The 19268-nt window shown below is 65.5% G+C and carries 19 protein-coding genes; 13 read left to right on the top strand and 6 right to left on the bottom strand.

Translation table 11 applies throughout. The features are described from left to right. Window positions 1-67: 67 nt before the first annotated feature. The 3 genes from LQ144_RS17935 to LQ144_RS17925 all read left to right on the top strand — a co-directional run bounded on the left by LQ144_RS17935 (window position 68) and on the right by LQ144_RS17925 (window position 4351). Entirely contained in the window at window positions 68-685 is a 618-nt protein-coding gene (locus tag LQ144_RS17935) for a phospholipase (RefSeq protein ID WP_230120062.1), read from the top strand. A 437-nt stretch (window positions 686-1122) separates the two neighbouring features. Then, window positions 1123-1869, top strand: coding sequence for an HAD-IA family hydrolase (locus tag LQ144_RS17930; RefSeq protein ID WP_230120061.1), 747 nt, complete (start codon window positions 1123-1125; stop codon window positions 1867-1869). Between the two features lie 112 nt (window positions 1870-1981). Then, a complete protein-coding gene (locus tag LQ144_RS17925) occupies window positions 1982-4351 on the top strand; it encodes a glycosyl hydrolase family 65 protein (RefSeq protein ID WP_230120060.1) in 2370 nt (789 codons plus the stop codon). A gap of 44 nt (window positions 4352-4395) precedes the next feature. On the opposite strand, the gene LQ144_RS17920 is transcribed toward LQ144_RS17925, so the two are convergent. Then, window positions 4396-5754 carry an MFS transporter gene (locus LQ144_RS17920; RefSeq protein WP_230120059.1) on the bottom strand — a complete coding sequence of 453 codons (1359 nt, stop codon included), beginning with the start codon at window positions 5752-5754 and terminating at the stop codon, window positions 4396-4398. A gap of 61 nt (window positions 5755-5815) precedes the next feature. Between LQ144_RS17920 and LQ144_RS17915 the strand changes: the two genes are divergently transcribed. The 3 genes from LQ144_RS17915 (at window position 5816) to LQ144_RS17905 (ending at window position 8119) form a co-directional block, all read left to right on the top strand. Next, window positions 5816-6406, top strand: a complete 591-nt coding sequence (locus tag LQ144_RS17915; protein WP_230120058.1) for a hypothetical protein — start codon at window positions 5816-5818, stop codon at window positions 6404-6406. A gap of 149 nt (window positions 6407-6555) precedes the next feature. After that, window positions 6556-7386, top strand: a complete 831-nt coding sequence (locus LQ144_RS17910; protein WP_230120057.1) for a hypothetical protein — start codon at window positions 6556-6558, stop codon at window positions 7384-7386. Next, window positions 7370-8119 carry a 5-oxoprolinase subunit PxpA gene (locus LQ144_RS17905; protein WP_230120056.1) on the top strand — a complete coding sequence of 250 codons (750 nt, stop codon included), beginning with the start codon at window positions 7370-7372 and terminating at the stop codon, window positions 8117-8119. The genes LQ144_RS17910 and LQ144_RS17905 overlap by 17 nt, the downstream gene beginning before the upstream one ends. A 14-nt stretch (window positions 8120-8133) precedes the next feature. Here LQ144_RS17905 and LQ144_RS17900 read toward each other — a convergent pair whose 3' ends face one another. Further along, the gene (locus LQ144_RS17900; RefSeq protein ID WP_230120055.1) at window positions 8134-10359 is read right to left on the bottom strand and encodes a M1 family metallopeptidase; all 2226 of its coding nucleotides are present in this window, start codon (window positions 10357-10359) and stop codon (window positions 8134-8136) included. A gap of 195 nt (window positions 10360-10554) precedes the next feature. Further along, window positions 10555-11907, bottom strand: a complete 1353-nt coding sequence (locus LQ144_RS17895; protein WP_230120054.1) for a DUF445 domain-containing protein — start codon at window positions 11905-11907, stop codon at window positions 10555-10557. Window positions 11908-11957: 50 nt separating this feature from the next. On the opposite strand from LQ144_RS17895, the gene LQ144_RS17890 reads away from it, so the two are divergent. The 4 genes from LQ144_RS17890 to LQ144_RS17875 all read left to right on the top strand — a co-directional run bounded on the left by LQ144_RS17890 (window position 11958) and on the right by LQ144_RS17875 (window position 14346). Then, window positions 11958-12833, top strand: coding sequence for a glycerophosphodiester phosphodiesterase family protein (locus tag LQ144_RS17890; protein WP_230120053.1), 876 nt, complete (start codon window positions 11958-11960; stop codon window positions 12831-12833). Window positions 12834-12874: 41 nt separating this feature from the next. After that, window positions 12875-13651 (top strand): AzlC family ABC transporter permease, encoded by a 777-nt coding sequence (locus LQ144_RS17885; protein ID WP_230120052.1) that lies wholly within the window; start codon window positions 12875-12877, stop codon window positions 13649-13651. Further along, a complete protein-coding gene (locus LQ144_RS17880) occupies window positions 13648-13959 on the top strand; it encodes an AzlD domain-containing protein (protein ID WP_230120051.1) in 312 nt (103 codons plus the stop codon). Before LQ144_RS17885 ends, LQ144_RS17880 begins: the two co-directional genes overlap by 4 nt. 102 nt (window positions 13960-14061) lie before the next feature. Continuing rightward, window positions 14062-14346 carry a hypothetical protein gene (locus tag LQ144_RS17875; RefSeq protein ID WP_230120050.1) on the top strand — a complete coding sequence of 95 codons (285 nt, stop codon included), beginning with the start codon at window positions 14062-14064 and terminating at the stop codon, window positions 14344-14346. 79 nt (window positions 14347-14425) lie between these two features. Here the strand turns inward: LQ144_RS17875 and LQ144_RS17870 are convergent, their stop codons facing one another. Continuing rightward, window positions 14426-14650 carry a hypothetical protein gene (locus LQ144_RS17870; RefSeq protein ID WP_230120049.1) on the bottom strand — a complete coding sequence of 75 codons (225 nt, stop codon included), beginning with the start codon at window positions 14648-14650 and terminating at the stop codon, window positions 14426-14428. Between the two features lie 192 nt (window positions 14651-14842). Beyond that, the gene (locus tag LQ144_RS17865) at window positions 14843-15463 is read right to left on the bottom strand and encodes a TetR/AcrR family transcriptional regulator (protein WP_230120048.1); all 621 of its coding nucleotides are present in this window, start codon (window positions 15461-15463) and stop codon (window positions 14843-14845) included. A 111-nt stretch (window positions 15464-15574) separates the two neighbouring features. Here LQ144_RS17865 and LQ144_RS17860 point away from each other — a divergent pair, with 111 nt between their 5' ends. Both LQ144_RS17860 and LQ144_RS17855 read left to right on the top strand, forming a co-directional pair. Then, complete coding sequence (locus LQ144_RS17860) at window positions 15575-15907, top strand: thiamine-binding protein (RefSeq protein ID WP_230120047.1); 333 nt, start codon at window positions 15575-15577, stop codon at window positions 15905-15907. An 88-nt stretch (window positions 15908-15995) separates the two neighbouring features. Continuing rightward, window positions 15996-16673, top strand: coding sequence for an O-methyltransferase (locus LQ144_RS17855; RefSeq protein WP_230120046.1), 678 nt, complete (start codon window positions 15996-15998; stop codon window positions 16671-16673). Between the two features lie 85 nt (window positions 16674-16758). On the opposite strand, the gene LQ144_RS17850 is transcribed toward LQ144_RS17855, so the two are convergent. After that, window positions 16759-18963 carry a VCBS repeat-containing protein gene (locus LQ144_RS17850; protein WP_230120045.1) on the bottom strand — a complete coding sequence of 735 codons (2205 nt, stop codon included), beginning with the start codon at window positions 18961-18963 and terminating at the stop codon, window positions 16759-16761. Window positions 18964-19084: 121 nt separating this feature from the next. Between LQ144_RS17850 and LQ144_RS17845 the strand changes: the two genes are divergently transcribed. Continuing rightward, window positions 19085-19268: hypothetical protein (locus tag LQ144_RS17845; protein WP_230120044.1), on the top strand; the 184-nt coding region annotated here is incomplete at its 3' end.

Genomic DNA, 19268 nt, shown 5'->3' with positions numbered 1-19268 from the left:
TCAAACGCGCAGGTCAGCACGCTGGCCGGCCTGCAGTTCCCGTACGGGGAGTCGTTAGGCTGTTCCGATGGAGACAGTCGTTTGGTCGAAGCCGGAAAATGAGCGCTCCGGCACGCCGCTGCTCGTGATGATGCATGGCTATGGCACGGACGAGTCGCGGATGGTGAATCTGTTCGACTACCTCCCGTCCGAATTCACCTGCGCCGCTCTCCGCGCGCCGATGCCGATCGCCGACGGTTACGGCTGGTTCCTGCTGGACTACTTCCTCACGAACGACTTCGCCGATGTCATTGCCGCCGCCAACTCGGTCTTTTCCTGGATTGACTCCGTCAAGGGCGGCCACAGCAGCGTGAGCCTGCTGGGGTATTCGCAGGGGATGGCCATGGCGAGCACCCTGCTGCGGCTGCGGCCGCGGGACTTTCCGGCCGTCGTCGGCCTTTCCGGCTTTGTGCTGGACAACGATCTGCTGGCGCTCAGTGAATCCTTCGACACCCCGCCGCCCTTTTTCTGGGGACGGGACAGGGCCGACCTGATCATCAACGAGGAAGCTGTTGCCTATGCCGAGGAGTGGCTGAATGCCCACACCCAGCTGACGGCACGCACGTACCCGGGCATGGGCCATGCAATGTCCAAGAGGGAGATGGTGGACGTCAGCGCGTTCCTGCGCCACTACGTCCTGCCCTGAGCCACGTCCTGCAACACTGACCCGTGTCCTGCAACTGAGCTGATGCAAAGCGCCAGGAGTTGGTCCCCGGGGAGTCAAACTCCTGCGGCTTGGTAAAAACAGTTGCACGCCAAATTTGTAAGCGCTTACACTCGTCTTCGGCCGAAACTACCGGTCCTTGACTGAGTGTTGAAAGGGCTGGGTCACGCGATGTATGTGCAAATGCCTCCGGGCGTGAATCCACGCGCGTTTGCCCTGACCGGACAACGGCCTCATGATGGAAGCAGACGTTTCTCAGAGCGACTGCGCATTTAAGCCACCTGAACGCGCCCCCGGGCGCTCCCCAGTCGAGGCATTGCGCCGTAAGATGCTCCACCCGCGGTCGCCGACGCCGCACCTCCTCCCCGCATGGTCCCCAACCACTGCTGTCCGCCATCCGAAAGGACACCGCACCAGGCATGACTGATCTTCTGAAGACCCTCCCCGGCAGCACTCCGAACAACTGGACGGACGCCGCCGCCATCCTGTTCGACCTCGACGGCGTGCTCACGCCCACGGCCGTGGTCCACGAGCGCGCGTGGCAGGAACTCTTTGACGGCTACCTCGAATCCAAGCCCGGGAAGTCCGGTTACCGCGGAAGCGACTACTTCGAGCACATTGACGGCAAGCCCAGGTTCGACGGCGTCCGGGACTTCCTGACGTCGCGCGGCATCGAGCTCCCCGAAGGTCCCACCGACGACTCGCCGGACAACGAGACAGTCCAGGGACTGGGCAACCGGAAGAACAAGATCTTCAACGACATCGTCGGCGCCGGCGTTGACCCTTACGCGGGGTCGGTGCGTTTCCTCACAGCCGCGCTGGCCCGGGGACTCAAGGTCGCCGTCGTCTCCTCGTCCCGGAACGCACCGTCCGTGCTGCGCGCGGCGGGGCTCGACGGCCATTTCCAGGTGGTGGTGGACGGCGTCGTGGCAGCCGCTGAAGGCCTTCCCGGCAAGCCCAGCCCGGCAACCTATGACTACGCCGCCCGGCTCCTTGAGCTGCCCAGCGAAGAGTGCGTCGTCGTCGAGGACGCGGTTTCCGGCGTGCAGGCCGGAAGCGCGGGCAGCTTCCACTCCGTCATCGGAGTGGACCGCGGCGCAGGGCGACAGACGCTGCTGGAGGCGGGCGCCACGTTAGTGGTCAACGACCTTGACGAACTCCTCTAGCACCGCCTTCACAGAGCTCTAGCTCCGCCTTCACGGAGCTCCGCCTCCACTGCGCAATCCTGCCAGGCCCCCAACCCTGGCCGCTCCTCCAACCGCCTAAGGAACGCCACTCATGGCACTCATCACTGCTGACCGCGTCCGCTTCCCCAACGATCCCTGGAAGCTCGTGGAGACCGGTCATGCCGCCGGCAATGCCGGCACCCTGGAAACGCTGTTTGCCCTTGGAAACGGACATTTGGGTATCAGGGGCGCCCATTGGGCGGCGGCGGATGCGGAGCTCCCGGGCAGCTTCATCAACGGGTTCCACGAAATCTGGGATATCAAGCACGCTGAAAATGCCTTCGGTTTCGCGCGCACCGGCCAGCGGATCCTGTACATTCCGGATGCCAACAACTTCACGGTGATCGTGGACGGCGAGATGCTCAGCCTCGCTGAATCGACGGTGCTGGACTACCGCCGTTCCGTAGATTTCGCCACCGGAATCTACGAGTGCCGCATCGTGTGGCAATGCCGTTCGGGCGCCACCGTCACCACCGTGGAGCGCCGCGCCGTGGGCTTCGAATCGCGCGGCTGTCTCGCTATTTCGCTGGAGCTCTCCGCGGACCGCGCCGTCTCCGCCGACGTCACCTCGTCCGTGATCAACCGCCAGGACCAGCCGGTGGACGACCACTCCGCGCACGATCCGCGCAGGGCGGGCCGGCACGCAGGGCGCGTCCTGCTGCCCTTGAGGCTCGACGGCGGCGACGGTTCGCTCCGCCTTTCCTGGGAAGCGGCGGAGTCGAAGCAGCGCGTGGGAATCGCCGTCGACCACTGGACCTCTGCAGGGCACCAGCCGTTCGATACGCTCGTGGACCAGGACGACAGCAGCGTCCGTTACGTGCTGGCAGTTGGATCCCATGAGCCGTTCCGGCTCGAGAAGAGCGTCAGCTACGCGGTGGCCCGGGGCGCCCGCATCGGGGTGCCGGCAGCGGCAGACGCCGAAACAGGCCAGGACCCGGCGGACACGGCAGCGGCGGGCCTGAAGCCGGTAGGTGAAGTCTTCGCCGAGAGCGAGGCACACTACCGCGACTACTGGTCCACCACCGACATCAAGGTGGGTGGCCAGCCCGACGTGCAGCAGGCCATCCGCTGGAACCTCTTCCAGTTGGCCCAGGCCACGGCCCGCGCCGGCGTAGCCGGCATTCCGGCAAAGGGCGTCAGCGGCTCCGGTTACGAGGGGCACTACTTCTGGGACCAGGAGGTCTACCTCCTCCCGTACCTGTCGTATTCAAACCCCGACGGCGCCCGTCAGGTTTTGGAGTTCCGGCACGAGATGCTGCCGGACGCCAAGATCCGGGCCAAGGAGCTCAGCGTGGACGGCGCACTGTTTCCGTGGCGCACCATCAACGGCTTGGAGGCCAGCGCCTACTACGCGGCAGGCACTGCGCAGTTCCACATTGCTGCCGCGATTGCCTTTGCCGCCAACCGGTACGTCTGGGCGAGCGGAGACTCCGACTTCCGCGATGGAATGGGCGCGGACCTGCTCGTGGAGACCGCCCGCATGTGGGTGTCCCTGGGGTTCTTCGGCAAGGACGGCCAGTTCCACATCCACGGCGTGACCGGTCCGGATGAGTACACGGCAGTGGTGAACGACAACCTCTACACCAATGTCATGGCCCGTTTTAACCTGCGCGCTGCGGCGGCGCTGGACCATCCGGAAATCGACGACGCCGAGCGGCAGCTTTGGGAGGCGGCGGCGTCCCGTATCCAGCTTCCGTTCGACGAGCATTTCCAGGTGTACTCGCAGGACAACGACTTCATGACCCTGGAGCCATGGGACTGGACGACGCCACGCTCCAAGTACCCGCTGCTGCTGAACTTCCATCCGCTGGTGATCTACCGGCACCAGGTGCTCAAGCAGGCGGACACGGTGCTGGCCATGTTCCTGCAGTGGCAGGAATTCACCGCCGAGGAGAAGCGCCGCGCCTTCGATTTCTACGACCCCATCACCACGGGTGATTCGACGCTGTCCGCGTGCGTCCAGGGCATCATGGCTGCCGAAGTGGGCTACCGGAAGGCGGCTCTTGAGCACTTCACCAACGCAGTGTTCATCGACCTGGATGATTCGCATGGCAACACGATCGACGGCGTGCACATCGCTTCGACCGGCGGCGTGTGGAGCTCGTTGGTATGTGGTTTCGCCGGCCTGCGGGACCAGGGTGCGGTGCCGTATTTCGATCCCCGGCTGCCCGAGGAATGGGACAGCCTTTCCTTCCACCTGAGGCTGCAGGGAAGGCTCCTCCTCGTGGAACTCGTCGACGCCAGCATCACGCTGAGCGTCTTGGAAGGTGAACCGCTGGACATCGACGTGCGCGGCGGGGTCTATTCCGTCGGCGCCGACTCCGTCCGCGTGGCCCTCGAACCGGTCGAAGTGCCGGAACCGTCGGTCTTCCCGAGCGGTCCGCCCACGGCAAGCCTTCCCGTGGTGCGCGCCCGCGCCTGATGCGCAAGACCGGCCGGCTGCCCGTTCCGGGCAGCCGGCCGCAGTTATTGTCGGCGGCTTTTGACGTCGGCGTCCGCGGAGATGCCGTGTTGCCGTTCCAGCGGGTGGGTTATCTCGTCCCCGGCCATCCGGGCCGCAAGCATCGCCACGATTGCCACCACAGGGCAGACGCTGCCTGCCACCAGGAAGATGATCCAGAGGGGCAGCACGGCCGCGACCGGTCCGGCCAGCGCCATCGAAACGGGCATGAGCGCCAGGGACACAAAGAAATCCAGGCTTGAGATCCGTCCCAGAAGATGAGCCGGCACGCGCCGCTGCAGCAGCGTTCCCCAGATCACCATCCCCACGCTGCCGGTGGCGCCGAAAATGAACAGCGCCAGGGCGAGCACCCAGAAATTGTCCATGAGTCCCACGGCGGCCAGCGGCAGGCTGCCTGCACCCCAGGACACCATCATCACCGTCAGGTACCGGCGCGGGAGCTTAAACGAGGCAGTGACCAGCGCGGCGGCGGCGCTGCCGATTCCCATCACGGCCAGCAGGAAGCCGAACATGGTGGAGTCCCCACCCAGCTGGTCGCGGACCACGAAGGGCATGAGTACCTCTATTGGCCCGATCAGGAACAGCACTGAGATGCAGGCCCAGAGCAGAGTCCAGAGCAGCCACGGTGTCCGCAAGGTGTAGGTGACGCCCTCGTGCAGGTCATGGAAGAAGGAATTCCGTGGCCTGACCACGTGCGGTCCGGCCGCGCCGGGCTGGGCGTCCCTCCCGACCGGGTTCCCTTCGTGCTCCGCGCGGTTGGCAGAAGCGCTGAGGGCGTGCTGGCCGAGGAAATTCAGAATGATGAAAGCCACCAGATGGCACGCCGCCACGCCCGTCACGGCATGGGACGGCGACAGCCCGGCCACCACGATGCCTGCAACTGCCGGACCGGCCGCCTGCTGCAGTATGGGGCGCATGGTCCCTTCCATGCCGTTGGCCGCCAGCAGATCCTCGGGTGGCAGGAGCCTCGGCAGGATCGCGGAGTAGGCAGGGAAGAAGAAGGCGGCGCCCACACCGAGCACGAAGGCGCCAACCACCAGATGCCAGAGCGCCAGCCAGCCCGCCATTGCCAGGCCGCTGATGCTTGCGATCACGGCCAGATTTGCGCCTTCCACGGCAATGATGAGCAGGCGCTGAGGCACGCGGTCGGCGGCGATGCCGCCTGCGAGGACGAACGCGACCAGCCCCACGCTTCCGGCCGTGGCCACGAGGGACAGCTCAAGAGGGCCGCCGCGAAGCTGAATGACTTGGTACACCATGGCGACAGCCCACATCCCCGAACCGAAGATGGACACGGCAAGGGCCGTGATCAGCACGCGGTATTCACGATGGGAAAATGGGCGCAGCGCTCGGGGGAGGGGCACACGGCAATTTTAGGCCGAGCCTCCCGGTGGGGGAACGCGCGCCGCGGGATAAGCTCGTGGGATGGGGAACACACCCGCCGGAACATGGCGGCGCAGCGTTGCGCTGATCGGGACCAATTGCGGCCTTGCCCTGCATCCCGTGGACGGGAATGGCGTCCACATTCCCGGTGAGCCGGCCAGCTGTTTCGCTTCCTTCTGGAAGGCCGAGTGGTCCAAATGGGGAACAGGGACGGCTCTGCTGGTGGCCACGCTCCAAGGCTGGCGCAGCTACGGCCCCAGCGAGCACTTCGCCCAAACCCTCGCATCCGAGCTGACTCGTTATTTACCGGAAGCCGCCCGCTTTCCACTTAACGCCATCAGCCACACCCAGGACGATTTCGACATGCACCTCGACCTTGAGCGCGGGTTCACGGCCACCGGGCGCCGGGCAGCACTCGAAATCTCCGGCGTGCTGGACCGCCGACAGTTTTCCGCACCTGAGTTTCAGCTCGGACGGGCCAGCGCTTCCCTCAGCAACGTCTACCTGCCGTGCAGCGCGGGCCGGCTGTCAGAATTCGGTGTTGAGTGGCCGGGCGCCCCCACCGTCTATGCCGGGCCGCGCGGGCCTTCTTCGTCCGCCTACCTGGCCGTCGCCGAATCCTGGGTGATGTAGCGCTGGGCCGGCCTGCTTCCCGGCCTGCGTCCCGGCCCAGGCCCGGCCCAGGCCCACAGGGTCAGGGCCGTGGCCTAGTGTTAAGGCCTAGGCGACAGCAACCGGCTGTCGATTTGTTCCGAAGTAATTGTTCCGAGGTAGAGGTGAAGATGGCCAACAGACGCAACCCGGCGATGAAAATCGCGCAGGAAACAGCACACAATGCGGTGTTCGATGCCCACGGCAATCCCAAGCCCGGCGTCCACAACCTGTTGCTGCGCGCGGTAAATATCCAGCGACCACTCGTCGTGGCCAACATCCGCAGGCTCCAACGCCGTCACCCCCATGCTTCTGCGTCCCAGCTTGCGGCGAGGCTGGAACGCGACTACCTCACTGCAGTCACTGGCGGCGGCGCCCTGGTGGGCGCAACGGCCGTGGTCCCGGGGGTCGGAACCATCGCCTCGCTGGGTCTCTCCGCAGCGGCCACCGTGGCCTTCCTCGAAGCGACGGCGCTTTACGCGACGTCCCTGGCGGAACTCCACGGCATCAGGATGACCGACCCCGACAAAGCCAGCACCATGGTCATGGCCGTGATGTTGGGCGAAGAGGGCACGGCGCTGCTTGGCTCGCTGAGCGGCCAGGCCCTCGGCAAGGGAAAGGGCGCCACCCAGGCCTGGGGAAGCGTTCTGGCGCGCAAGATGCCTTCCAATGGCTTCGGCGCCATTCGGGAGCGCGTCCAGAAAGTCTTTCTGCGGAGCCTGCTGAAGCGCCAGGGAACGGCGCTGTTCGGCCGGGCACTGCCGTTTGGAATCGGCGCCGTGGTGGGCGGCGCCGGCAACCTCATGATGGGCCGGGCGGTCGTGGCGAATGCCAAGGAGGCATTCGGCCCTATGCCGGACACCATTCCCGGGGAACTGACGGCCGCAGCGGGTGCATCGCCGGAAGCGGCAGCGCGGCTGAACCGTACGCTGGAAGGGAGCAACGGTGGATCTGAACGCTGACTTGGGCGAGTCCTTCGGCTCGTGGACCATGGGCGATGACCTTGCCATGTTCCAGCTCGTCACCAGCGCCAACGTGGCCTGCGGGTTCCATGCCGGTGATCCGGTGACCATGCTGGACAGCTGCCGCGCGGCCTTCGAACTGGACGTCACGGTGGGGGCCCACGTTGGCTACCGGGACCTCGCGGGCTTTGGCCGGCGCTCCCTTGACATGTCCTTTGACGAGCTTTTCGGGGATGTCCTGTACCAGTTGGGCGCGCTGGACGGAGTGGCGCATGCAGTGGGCGCCTCCGTGGACTACGTCAAACCCCATGGAGCCCTGTACAACCGGACATTCCGCGATGCCGAGCAGGCGGCAGCCGTCGTGGCGGCCGTCCAGGCCTACGACCCGGGACTTCCGGTTCTCGGGCTCCCCGGCTCGGAGTTGCTGAAGCACGCCCAGGAAGCCGGCCACCCCGTGTTCCGCGAGGCGTTCGTTGACCGCGCCTACCTCCCGGACGGCACCCTGGTGCCGCGCTCGCAGGAAGGTTCCGTGCTGCACGACGTCGGTCCAATCGTTGAGCGGGCCGTCCGGCTGGCGCTGAAAGGCGAGGTAGTGGCAGTGGACGGCACGGTGGTGCGGGTCGATCCGGATTCGCTGTGCATCCACGGTGATACGCCCGGCGCCGTGGGCATGGCCGCCGCCGTTCGCGCAGGGCTGCAAGAAGCCGGTGTGGAGCTTGAGCCTTTCGCCTGAGCGGCCTCCGTGCTTTATCGGGGTTTGAGTCCCGTCCCAAGCCGCTGCTCCAGCAGCCTCGCTGTCTCGGGGGTGCCGCTTGGAGGGCCGCTCTTCCGCACCACAGTGTTGAGTTCCGCAGGCTTGGTCGGCGAAAACAGCCACGTGGTGAAGAAGGCCCGCAGGTCCTGGCCGGACAGTTGCTGTGCGAGGTTCATGAAGTCCTCGCTTGAGACGTTGCCGCCGGCGTGGGACTCCGTCCATTCGCGGAGGATGTCGAAGAACACGTCGTCGCCCACCCGCGTCCGAAGTGCGTGCAGTGTCATGGCGCCGCGCGCATAGACACTGAAGTCGAACAGTGCCTTCGTTCCGGGGTCGCCGATTTTCACGGACCAGAACGGCGCTTCCGCGGGGATCGCCGTGGCGTAGAAGTCGAAGATCTGCTGCGGTGTCTCCCGTCCTTCGCTCTCGCTCCACAGCCACTCCGTGTAGGTGGCGAAACCCTCGTTCAGCCAGATGTCCCGCCACGCCCTGACAGCCACGTCATCGCCCACCCACTGGTGCGCCAGTTCATGGACCACCACCGAGTCGCCGCCCGTTGGAGTGTTGAAGAACAACTTGGAGTAGATGGGCCGGGTCTGGTTCTCCAGCGCGAAACCGAGGTTCTTCACGTCGTCCACGATGCCGCCGGCCGCAGTGAAGGGATATGGCCCCAGGAACCCGGACAGGAAGCGGATGATTTCGGGCTGCCGCTTGAAGGATGACTGCACCTTCTGGCCCAGCGATGGAGGCCCCTCCGTGCCTGCCGTCCAGTGAGTTTCGCCCGGGGGACTGTCAGCCGGCGGTCCTGAGGCCGCCCAGCCGTCCAGGATGTTTCCGTCGTCCTCGAACGACGTGGTGCCGTCCCCGGTGGAGACGGCGACGTCGTCTACGGACACACCGTCGAACGTAATGGCAGCGTCGCTGGCGTACGTGACGGAGACTTCGACTTTCTTCCCGGCGAAGAGGGCGAGGTCGACTGCCCACTGCTCCCAGCCCGTACCTTGCCCGGTTGCCGCCCACCATTTGCCTGACGTGCCCGTGGGCCGGCAGGCCCCCTTGCCGTTATCGGTTTGATAATGGGTGAGAAACGGGTGCAGGGACAGCAGTTCCTGGCAGGCGCGTCCAGTATCCGCCGCGGTGTGTCCGTTCGCATCGGGGAGGGTGGTCCAGTCCTGGGCGCCGGCCGTGTGGGCTTCCACGAAGGTGAAGTCCCGCCCTGCCTCAATGTTCCGCCACAGCCAGAAGGAAAGCCGGGCACCGCCTGGCGGAACGCTGATGACCTTTGTCAGACGCGTGTAGGACCTGTTGCCGTTGTGCGACCACGCGAAGTTGGTTCCTGTCCGCGGAGTCACCACAGGGGTGAAGAGGTCAGGATCGATGGCGTCCACAAAGCTGATCCCGCCGTCCCGGTATTGGCGGAGGTTGAACTGGCCCACGTTGGCCGTGGCGAGGTAGGTGGCCATCGGCGCTTCAGCACGCCAGGTCCACGTTGTTTTGCCATGCTCCGATTCCTTTTCCCGGAGCACTCCGTTCGCCACGACTTCCAGCCCGTCGGGAACAGTGATCCGGAAAGTGAAGGACGCCTTGTCCAGCGGGTGGTCATTCGCCGGGAACCAGGTAGCGGCCACGTGGGGCTGCCCGATCACGAGCGATCCGTCGTCGGTGTGCAAAAATCCTGAGGTGCCAAACTGGTCGTTGATGGCCTTTGGAATCCCGTCATAGGTCACGATGGCTTTGAAAGCATCTTCGTCCGCTATGCCGTCCTGCGGTGTTACGGTGAGCTCGGCTCCGCTTCGGCTGAAGGCCGCGGGTTCATCGTCCACTCTGACGGAGCGGACCGTCAGGCCGTCGAGGTCCAGATTGAATGCGGAGAGGTTTTGCGTTGCGCGGGCGCTGATGGTGGCCGAGCCGGCGAGCAGGCCGGTGGCGGGGTCGTAGCTGAGGTTAAGCAGGTAGTTCCGGACGTCATAGCCGCCGTTGCCGTCGAGCGGAAAATAGGGATCGCCCAGGCCGGGGGAGCCGGGCGCAAAGCTGTCAACTGCAGGCGGGCTTTTCGCAGCCGACGCAGATTTGGCCTGGACAGTCAGTAACTGGGCGGGGAGCGCAGCGGCCAGAAGCAGTGCCGCGAGGAAAAGGCCCGTGCGGTGCAGTGGCCTGCGGTGGGCGGGACGGGCGAAGGCGGCCCGGACCGCCGTCGGTTCTTTTGGGTTGGGACTCATGGCACCTCGTTCGGAACTCCACGATGGCAACGCCGCAGTGCCGGATCAGGGCCCGCGCCGCGACGGAACCGTATGAGCCGGCGGGAGACCAAGGGTGCGTTGTAGACACCAAGGTGGCCTCGGCCGCCCCTCCTGTCAAGAGTCCCGCTTTTTCCCGGCGCTGAGTAGCGGGCTGCGGTTCACGATGGCCGAACGTCAGCCGAACGCCAGGTGTGCCACCGCGAAGATGGCCAGGCCGGCCAGGGAGCCCACCACAGTGCCGTTGATCCGGATGAACTGCAGGTCCTTGCCCACTTGGAGTTCGATCTTCTGCGACGTCTCTTCGGCATCCCAGCGCGCCACGGTATCGGTGATTACCCCGGCAATGTCGGACCGGTAAGTCCGGACCAGGTAGCCCGCGGCGTCGCCGATCCAGGCGTTGACCTTGCCGGCGAGTTCGTCATCGTTGACCAGGCGTGTCCCGAAGTCGCGGACGGCGGCCTTGAACTTCACCGTCAGTTCACTGTCGGGATCGTCGACGGCGGTGAGCAGCGCGCCCTTGATGGTCGCCCAGGTCCGCGAGGCCAGTTCACGAACCTCCGGATCTCCGAGGACCTGTGCCTTAATGCCTTCGGCGCGGGCGATCATGGCCGGATCAAACTGGAGGTCCTGCGCAAGGTCCGTGAGGTATTTGTCGATGGACAGACGCACCTGGTGCTGTGGATCGGACTGAACAGCCTGTGCGAACTTCAGGATCTCAACGTAGACCTTGTCTCCCACGATCCCGTCCACGAAGCTGGGCACCCATTGCGGTGATCGTTCGGTGACGAGGCGGCTGACCGTCTCGTGATTGGCCGCCACCCAGTCCGCCGCCCGGTCCACCAGCAGGTCAACAAGCTTGTGGTGGTGACCTTCAGCGAAGATACGCTCGGCCATCCGGCCCACCGGAGGTCCCCACGGCGGAGCAAGCAGATGCTTGCGCACCATGCCCTCGATGACTGCCTGGACGTCGTCGTCATTCAACACCTTGAAGGCGCCGCGGATAACTGCGGCGCCCTCCTTGGCGACGCGTTCGGCGCCGCCCGGTCCGGACAGCCACTGGCCCACCTTGCCCGAAATGTTGATGCTGGCAAGTTTGTCCTGGACCACCTGTTCGGAGAGAAAATTGGTCTCCACGAACTCACCGAGCGACGCCCCGATCTGGTCCTTGCGCCGCGGAATGATGGCGGTATGCGGAATCTTCAGGCCCATGGGGTACTTGAACAGGGCTGTTACTGCGAACCAGTCCGCGAGGGCACCTACCATGCCGCCTTCGGCCGCGGCCCGGACATATTCGAGCCAGGGGTACTGCTTCTGCAGGGCAAACGCGAAGACGAACACAACTGCCATGGCGATCAGCAGGGCGAGGGCCACGAGCTTCATTTTCCGCAGGGCGGCCGCCTTTTCAGCGTCACCTGCAGCGAGCGGGTTCGGGGCGACGGCGGGACCCGCCTGGGCCGGACGGCCCTGGACGGGAGGGCCGGCGGGCGGAGGGGCCGGCTGCGTGGTTGGCTCAGAGTTCACCTGCATGTGCCCAGCCTAGCCCCGCTTCCCGGTCTGTCGTCGGCTAACGTGTCAGCATGACACCCGACGAGTCAGTTCCAGCCCGTCCCTTGGTCTACGCCCACCGTGGTGCCAGCGCGGACTTCGCGGAGCACACCCGAGCTGCGTATCTCCGCGCATTGGCTGACGGGGCGGACGGCGTGGAATGCGATGTGCAGCTGAGCCGGGACCAACATGTGGTTCTGCTGCATGATGCCAACCTGGACCGCACCTCGGACGGCACCGGCCCGGTGGCGGAAAGGACGATTGACGAACTGCGGCTCTTGGATTTCTCGTCATGGAAGGGTGTCCGTATTCCCGAGGCCTACGGGGCGCGCTCGGAACAGTTCCTGACCCTTCCCGATTTGCTGGACCTTCTCCGGGAATCCGGGCGGGACATCGGCCTCGCGATCGAACTGAAACACCCCAGCCCGTACCAGCTGAAACTCGAGGACCGGGTGCTGGAAGTCCTGAGGGCGGAGGGATGGGACCCGCGGACGTCCAGGCTGGGCAATATCCGGGTCACATTCATGAGCTTCAGCCCGGACTCCGTGCGTCATCTGTGCAAGACGGTTCCCGCTGAATTCATCTGCCAGCTGGTGGACGACATCAACGTCGCGGAAATCCGGGAAGAACTCGGCCTTGGTCCGCTGACCGGCGGCGCAGTGGCGAACGTTATGAAGGCCGCCCAGCTGGAGGGCGAACGGATCCTCAACGACTGCGAAGTGGGCATGGCCGGGCCCGGCATCGACTACGTGCGCGAGCATTCCCGCACAGTCCGGCGCTGGCTGGATTCGGGCCGCAGGTTCAGGGTCTGGACTGTGGACGCCACGAACGACGTAGCCCTGTGCCAGGGGCTGGGGATCCACGAGATCACCACCAATAAACCTGCCCTCGTACTCGCCCAGCTGTAGCCGGCTTCGCCCGGGCGTCACCGCTGTGATTGAGTGGTGCCATGCCCATCACCTGGCCGGCCCGGCTCCTGCAATCTCTGGCTGTTCGGGTAGGCCTGTCCATCAGTGTGGCCACAGGCCTGTACGGTGTGTCATTCGGCGCCCTTTCCGTTACTTCCGGCCTCGACTTCTGGCAGACGATGGCCCTGAGCCTGCTGCTGTTCAGCGGCGGCTCGCAATTCGCGTTCATCGGAGTGGTTGCCGGCGGCGGGTCCGGGCTGGCAGCCATGGGGGCCGCGACGCTGCTGGGGATGCGCAACGGAATCTACGGCATGCAGCTCAACGTACTGCTGCACCCGAAGGGATGGCGAAAGCTTGTCGCCGCCCAACTGACCATCGACGAATCCACGGCTACGAGCACCGGCCAGACCGATCCCGCCGAACAGCACCGCGGATTCTGGACCGCGGGAATCGGCGTCTTTGTGCTCTGGAATATTTTCACCGCCGTGGGTGCCCTCGCCGGAGGCGCGCTGGGCGATCCAAAGCAGTGGGGGCTCGACGGTGCTGCGGTGGCAGCCTTCCTTGGCCTGCTCTGGCCCCGGCTGAAGGGCAGGGAACCGGTTGCCATCGCCGTCGTCTGCGCGCTGGCCACCGTGCTGGCGGTGCCGTTCGTTCCTGCCGGCGTGCCCATCCTGATAGCTGCGGTAGTGGCCGCCCTCATCGGATGGTTCAGCCACGGACCCAAGGATGAAGGGCTGGAACCCGACATCGATCCCTACACCGGGCGCCGCCATGGCCCGCACCGGGAATCCGGAACGGCCCCCGGGGGTGCGGCATGAATCTGTGGGGATGGCTGCTCCTGTCGTGCCTTTTCGCATATGCCTGGAAGCTGCTGGGCTACTTGGTGCCGGCTTCGCTCCTGCAGAATCCCCGGATGTCGCGGGTCGCCGGAACAATGACCATCGGGCTGCTGGCCTCGCTGACGGTCGTCAACGCTGTGGCGTCAGGCCAGTCGCTGATCCTCGATGCCCGGCTCGGGGCGCTGGCCGCGGCCGCAGTTGCGCTCCTCTTCCGCGCCCCCTTCCTGGTGGTAGTCCTGGCCGGGGCAGGGGCAGCAGCCCTGCTGCGGCTGGCGGGCTGGAACTGAAATGGCGGCCTGCCCCGGCATTGACGTGTCAGGCTGGGTGTGAATGAGTAGACCGTAGAGTGACGCTCAATGTTGTTGAATTTCGGAGAGGACGGACCGACCATGAATGACGAATCAGCCCAGGAGGAAACAGCCTCCACCAGGGAAGTCTCGGAGAAATCGGGAGCCCCCTACATTGAGGTGGGCGGCTCCCAGGCCACCAGGGAGCTCCGCGATACGTCCCGCCGCCGCCGCGAGGCGGAGGAAAAGCTGCAGCAGCATCTGATTGAGGCGAAAGAGCACGCCCATGAGGCAGAGCATGCCCATGAGGCGGAGCAGGCCCATGAGGCGGAGCAGGCCCATGAGAAGGCGCACGGGCGGGCCGACGATACCGGTGACGATTCCTAGACGCACGCCAAGCGCAAGACGTCACGGACGTGCGCCCCTGCCGAGGTGCGCCCTGCTACGTGATCAGGCGGCAGCGAGATCAGGCGGCACCGTAAGCATCAGGAGAATCGGGCAACGAGCGCCGGGCCAGTTCTTCGCTGGCAAGGTCGTACCAGTCTTGGGCGCCGAGCACTGGCTTAGGGGTGTCCAGGTTCCGGTACAGCGCGTCCACGATGATGCCGAGCTCCTCGGTGGACGCGGATGTCAGGGTCGCTTCCGGGTCGCCGGTGTGCTTCATGAATTGGGCAAGTTGTGAGCGGTTCATGATGACGCTGCCAGCCGGACATATTCACACGTGAAGAGTGCCATTGTTCGCTCCATGAAGGAATGTACCGAGGCTGGCTGCCTAACCACTGGTCTGATCAGCTTACTGTGCCAGCCACTTCAGCGGAATATCCGGCGCAGCTTTACAGCATCGGACGTGGCCTCGCGGGAACGCCAAAAGCCGAGCCTCCGCCTACTCGAACTGCGTGCCCGGGAGCGGCACCTGGGGCGGCAGTGGCCGGCCCGGCCGTTCCGATCGGATGGCGTCCTCGACCAGGGCGGCCGGCCGCCGCCAGGCATCGGAGCCCGGTTCCATGGTGTCCACCACGCCGATCAGCATGGCGAGCAGACGCACCATGTCCGTCAACGAGATGTCCACCCGGAGGGTGCCCTGGCCCTGTCCCCGGCCCAGGAGCACGCCCACCGATTCGATCAGGCTGCCGGTGATGCCGGTCAGCAGGTCACGACGCCCGGCCACCGCACCAAGCAGATTGGCGTTCTCACTTGCGGCGGCCATGATGGCATCGATCACGCGGAAAAGGCCCTCGGCAGCATCCTGCCCCGCCAGTGCGACATCAATGACCGGATCAACGGTGAGACGGAGCTGGCGGTTCAGTGCTGCCAGGACCAGCTGTTCCTTGTCTGAAAAGTTCCGGAAGAGCGTCGCGGGACCCACACCGGCAGTGGCGGCGATCGTCTGCAGCGGAACATCCGGGCCGTAGTCGCGGAAGCACTCACGGGCTGCGTTAATGATCTTGTCCACATTGCGCGCAGCGTCGGCACGGAGGGGCTTGCGCTCTACTGCGAGGTTCATATCTAAAAGGTTAGCAACGCAGTCTCCCGCCGACTTCGTTACCGATTGGTAGCCTCGAATATGACGCAGGACACCCCGCCGGCGAGGTTCCCGGCGTGCCAGACTGGACCCATGTTGCTTGCATTCTCAGTTGCCCCGTCCGGAACTCCTGCCGATCCGACGCACCAGCGCGGGGCCGCGGACGCCTCGGTGCACGACGCCGTAGCCGCCGCAGTCAAAATCGTTAGGGAATCGGGACTCCCCAATCAGACGGACTCCATGTTCACCACAATAGAAGGTGAATGGGATGAGGTGTTCGCGGTCGTAAAGCGCGCCACCGAGGAAGTAGGCAAGTACGGCAGCAGGGTCTCGCTGGTGATCAAGGCCGACATCCGGCCAGGCTTCTCCGGCGAACTGACAGCCAAGGTGGAGCGGCTGGAAAACGTCATCGCCGGGGACTCCTGACCCGGACCGGCCGGTGACCGGCCCTGACAGGGTCGCGGCCCCGGACCGGCCCTAGCCGGGCTTGTCCTGTTACTGCGAGACTGGGGCCATGTTTGAGCATAAGCCGCAGCCCGGGTGGGTGGCCGTAGAAGAGTTCCTGTCCGCCGCCGTCGTTCATCCCGACGGAGCGCTGAAGCGCGCGGTGCAGTCCGCCGTCGAGGCCGGGATGCCGCCGATCGAGGTGACCCCGAACGCCGGCAAGCTGCTGAAGCTGCTGGTCATGAGTTGCGGCGCCCGCCGCGTACTGGAGATCGGCACCCTGGCAGGTTTCAGCACCATCTGGATGGCCCGGGGGCTTCCCGACGACGGGCGGCTGGTGACGTGCGAATACCTCGCCAGACATGCTGAGGTTGCCCGCGCGAACGTGGACGCCGCGGGCGTCGGCCACAAGGTGGACATCCGCACGGGCGCCGCACTCGAGACGCTTGCTGTCCTGGAGGCAGAAGGAGGAGGCCCTTTCGACTTCGTCTTCATCGATGCGGACAAGGAGAACAATCCGCACTACCTCGACTGGGCCATCCGCCTTGGCAGGCCGGGGACCACCATCGTGATGGACAACGTGGTCTGGGAAGGCGCAGTGCTGGACCCCTCCATGGACGAGATCAACGCCCCCGGCATCCTCGGTGCGCTGAAAATGATGGGCGAGGACAGCCGGCTGGACGCCACAGTTATCCAGACGGTGGGCTCCAAAGGCTGGGACGGATTCGCGCTTGCGGTAGTCCGCTAGAACCGAATGCAAGCATTGAGCAAAACTAAAAGGCACCGCCCGCGTACCGGGTGTACGCGGGCGGTGCCTTGGTTGAAGTAGGGAACTACACGATGGCGTTCATGGAGCTCCAGCCAGTGCCGATCAGGGACTTGCCGAGGAAACCGGTTGATCCGTTGCCACGGTAGAGGAGCATGTTTCCGCGGGAGTCGCGGGCCGTCAGGTCGGCCTTGCGGTCTCCGTTGAAGTCACCGGGAGCTACGATGCTGAGGCCGTTCCAGCCGGCACCGATCAGGACCCTTGCGAGGAACCCGCCGGAACCGTCGCCACGGTAGAGCCAGAGGTTTCCGGCGCCGTCGCGGGCTACCAGGTCCGCATTGGCGTCACTGTTGAAGTCACCGGGAGCCACGATGGCGTTCATGCCGTTCCAGCCGGTGCCGATCTGCATCCGCCCGGTGAAGCCGCCGGTTCCGTTGCCGAGGTAGGCGAACAGGTTGCCAGTGGCGTCGCGGACGGTCAGGTCCGGCTTCCGGTCTCCGTTGAAGTCACCGGGAGCGGTGAGGCTGTTGAAAGAGTTCCAGCCGGTCCCGATCTGGACCTTGGTGGAGAAGCCCCCGGCACCGTTGCCCTTGTAGAGATACAGCAGGCCGGTGGAGGTCCTGGCTACGATGTCGGCTTTACGGTCACCGTTGAAGTCGCCGGTGCTGACGATGGCCGTCATCGAATTCCAGCCGGCGCCGATCTTGGTCTTCGCCAGGAAACCGCCGGTTCCGTTGCCGCGGTAGAGCCAGAGGACACCGGCGGAATCGCGGGACACGACGTCCGCCTTGCCGTCGCTGTTGAAGTCCTGCAGCTTAGTCGTTGGTGCGGTGACAGTCGTGCCGATCTGCACGGTGCGGTTAGCCATTGCGCTGACGTTGCCGGCAGCGTCGGTGGCCCGGACGTTGAAGACGTACGTTCCGTTGACCTGTGCATCCCACGTCTTTGGTGAGGCGCAGGTGGGATCCCAGGTTGCGTTGCTGGGCAGCAGCTGGCATTCGAACCGGGCCCCGGCCTCACCCGTGAAGCTCAACGTGGGCGTGCTGTCCAGGCTGGGCGAGGACGGGAACGGTGCGGTCACCGAGACGGCGGGCGCCGCGGTGTCCACGGTGAAGGTGAGCTTCGCCGAGGTCAGGAACTGTGGCTGCGTGGGATCGGCGGCGAAGGCCGGGTTGGTGATGCGGGCCTGCACACTGTGAACGCCCTGGGCCAGTGCGGCCAGCGTGGCGGAGTAGCTGGAGCCGGTGAGCGTTGTGGCCCGGGGGGCACCGGTGTCGACAATCAGCTGCACGGGTCCCGCAGCGCCTGCCGGAAGGGTGCCGATGATGGTCGGCGTGGTGACCCGCGTGATGTTGTCGGTCGCGGAACGGCCGCTGTCGCTGGCCGTTGCCAGGTCAGGCGTGGAGGGCCCGCCGTCGGACCCGTCGGCGATAAGCCCCTGGACGGTGAAAGTGTTCACCGTGAGGGTGTTCACCCCGGGGCCGCCGGCGTTGGGACCCGTGATGGTGACAGCATTGGTCCCTGACGGGGCGCCGGTTACTGGCCTCGCGGTGTTGATGTCGCCGAGAGTTCCCGGAGCTGCTCCGACTTGGCGGAGGAACGTTGCGGTGGTGCCGGTGGCGTAGTTACCCAGGAAGGCCGCGCCTACTCCGGCCCAGTCGCAGGGCACTGTGGCCGAGGGAGCGCAGACGCCGGCGTCGATGGTTTGCTTGATCCGGCCACCTACCTTTGGGTCCGGTTCGGCAACGAATGTGTTGATGCCGTACGGGTGTGTAATCGTGTAGCTTGCGCCGGGAGTGAGGTTATCGACTATGAACCGCAGCCGGCCGAAGCCCATCTGCTCTCCCGGAACAACGGGGCCGTTGACGTGGGCTCCTTCGAGTGCCGCCTCATAAGTGCTGAGATTGCCGCCCGTCGCGGAGGCTTGGAACCAGAAGGCTTCTTCCGGGAAGTTGTCCGGATAGGATGCCGGCGAGTTCGGGTCGGGCGGCTCGGAGAGGCAGCCTTTGCCGGCCTCATAGCAGAGCTGCAGCTTGACCGATCCGTCCGAATACCAGGTGGGGAACCCGTTGGCAGAATCCACCGGCCCCATGCCGGCGGTCTCGGCGCTGGCGGGAAGGGCGCCCAGCGGCGCGAGGGCCGTGGCCAGCAAGGCGCCGGCGGCAACGGGGGCAATGCGGGCAGTTGCGGTGGTGGCGGACCGGCGGTGGGCCGGCCCTGAACGGTGTGCTCCGTCGGGCATCTTGGGCCTCATTACGGCGTGCGAGAACATGGTGACTCCTTATGGACACTCGATTTATGGCCCCCAGTACCAACAAGGCCAGATCGGGAGGTGCATTCCCAACCACCGCCAGAATGGCGCACCCACCTTGGATTAACGTCGGACAAAACCGATGGTGAAAATGGGCGGCTCCGGCACCGCGGGACGGGCGGCCGGCTCGGGCGCCGCAGGGGATACGGTGCCCGGTCCGGCAGCCCTGGTCCCTGTCCGCGCAGGCCAAGCTCCGGTTTTGGACCTGCTTCAGCCTGCCTGCCGGGACTTGGGAATTTCCCGCTGGGCCGCGCCCCGTATGGGCC

The organism is Arthrobacter sp. Bi83, assembly GCF_918698095.1.
Taxonomy (GTDB): domain Bacteria; phylum Actinomycetota; class Actinomycetes; order Actinomycetales; family Micrococcaceae; genus Arthrobacter.
This window is presented reverse-complemented; position numbering and strand designations above follow the sequence as displayed.

What these genes read in the sequence shown, in the direction of transcription:
- LQ144_RS17935 (WP_230120062.1), top strand. Translation starts at nt 68, where the DNA reads ATGGAGACAGTCGTTTGGTCGAAGCCGGAAAATGAGCGCTCCGGCACG.
- LQ144_RS17930 (WP_230120061.1), top strand. Translation starts at nt 1,123, where the DNA reads ATGACTGATCTTCTGAAGACCCTCCCCGGCAGCACTCCGAACAACTGG.
- LQ144_RS17925 (WP_230120060.1), top strand. Translation starts at nt 1,982, where the DNA reads ATGGCACTCATCACTGCTGACCGCGTCCGCTTCCCCAACGATCCCTGG.
- LQ144_RS17915 (WP_230120058.1), top strand. Translation starts at nt 5,816, where the DNA reads ATGGGGAACACACCCGCCGGAACATGGCGGCGCAGCGTTGCGCTGATC.
- LQ144_RS17910 (WP_230120057.1), top strand. Translation starts at nt 6,556, where the DNA reads ATGGCCAACAGACGCAACCCGGCGATGAAAATCGCGCAGGAAACAGCA.
- LQ144_RS17900 (WP_230120055.1), bottom strand. Translation starts at nt 10,359, where the DNA reads ATGAGTCCCAACCCAAAAGAACCGACGGCGGTCCGGGCCGCCTTCGCC.
- LQ144_RS17895 (WP_230120054.1), bottom strand. Translation starts at nt 11,907, where the DNA reads ATGCAGGTGAACTCTGAGCCAACCACGCAGCCGGCCCCTCCGCCCGCC.
- LQ144_RS17890 (WP_230120053.1), top strand. Translation starts at nt 11,958, where the DNA reads ATGACACCCGACGAGTCAGTTCCAGCCCGTCCCTTGGTCTACGCCCAC.
- LQ144_RS17885 (WP_230120052.1), top strand. Translation starts at nt 12,875, where the DNA reads ATGCCCATCACCTGGCCGGCCCGGCTCCTGCAATCTCTGGCTGTTCGG.
- LQ144_RS17880 (WP_230120051.1), top strand. Translation starts at nt 13,648, where the DNA reads ATGAATCTGTGGGGATGGCTGCTCCTGTCGTGCCTTTTCGCATATGCC.
- LQ144_RS17875 (WP_230120050.1), top strand. Translation starts at nt 14,062, where the DNA reads ATGAATGACGAATCAGCCCAGGAGGAAACAGCCTCCACCAGGGAAGTC.
- LQ144_RS17870 (WP_230120049.1), bottom strand. Translation starts at nt 14,650, where the DNA reads ATGAACCGCTCACAACTTGCCCAATTCATGAAGCACACCGGCGACCCG.
- LQ144_RS17865 (WP_230120048.1), bottom strand. Translation starts at nt 15,463, where the DNA reads ATGAACCTCGCAGTAGAGCGCAAGCCCCTCCGTGCCGACGCTGCGCGC.
- LQ144_RS17860 (WP_230120047.1), top strand. Translation starts at nt 15,575, where the DNA reads ATGTTGCTTGCATTCTCAGTTGCCCCGTCCGGAACTCCTGCCGATCCG.
- LQ144_RS17855 (WP_230120046.1), top strand. Translation starts at nt 15,996, where the DNA reads ATGTTTGAGCATAAGCCGCAGCCCGGGTGGGTGGCCGTAGAAGAGTTC.
- LQ144_RS17850 (WP_230120045.1), bottom strand. Translation starts at nt 18,963, where the DNA reads ATGTTCTCGCACGCCGTAATGAGGCCCAAGATGCCCGACGGAGCACAC.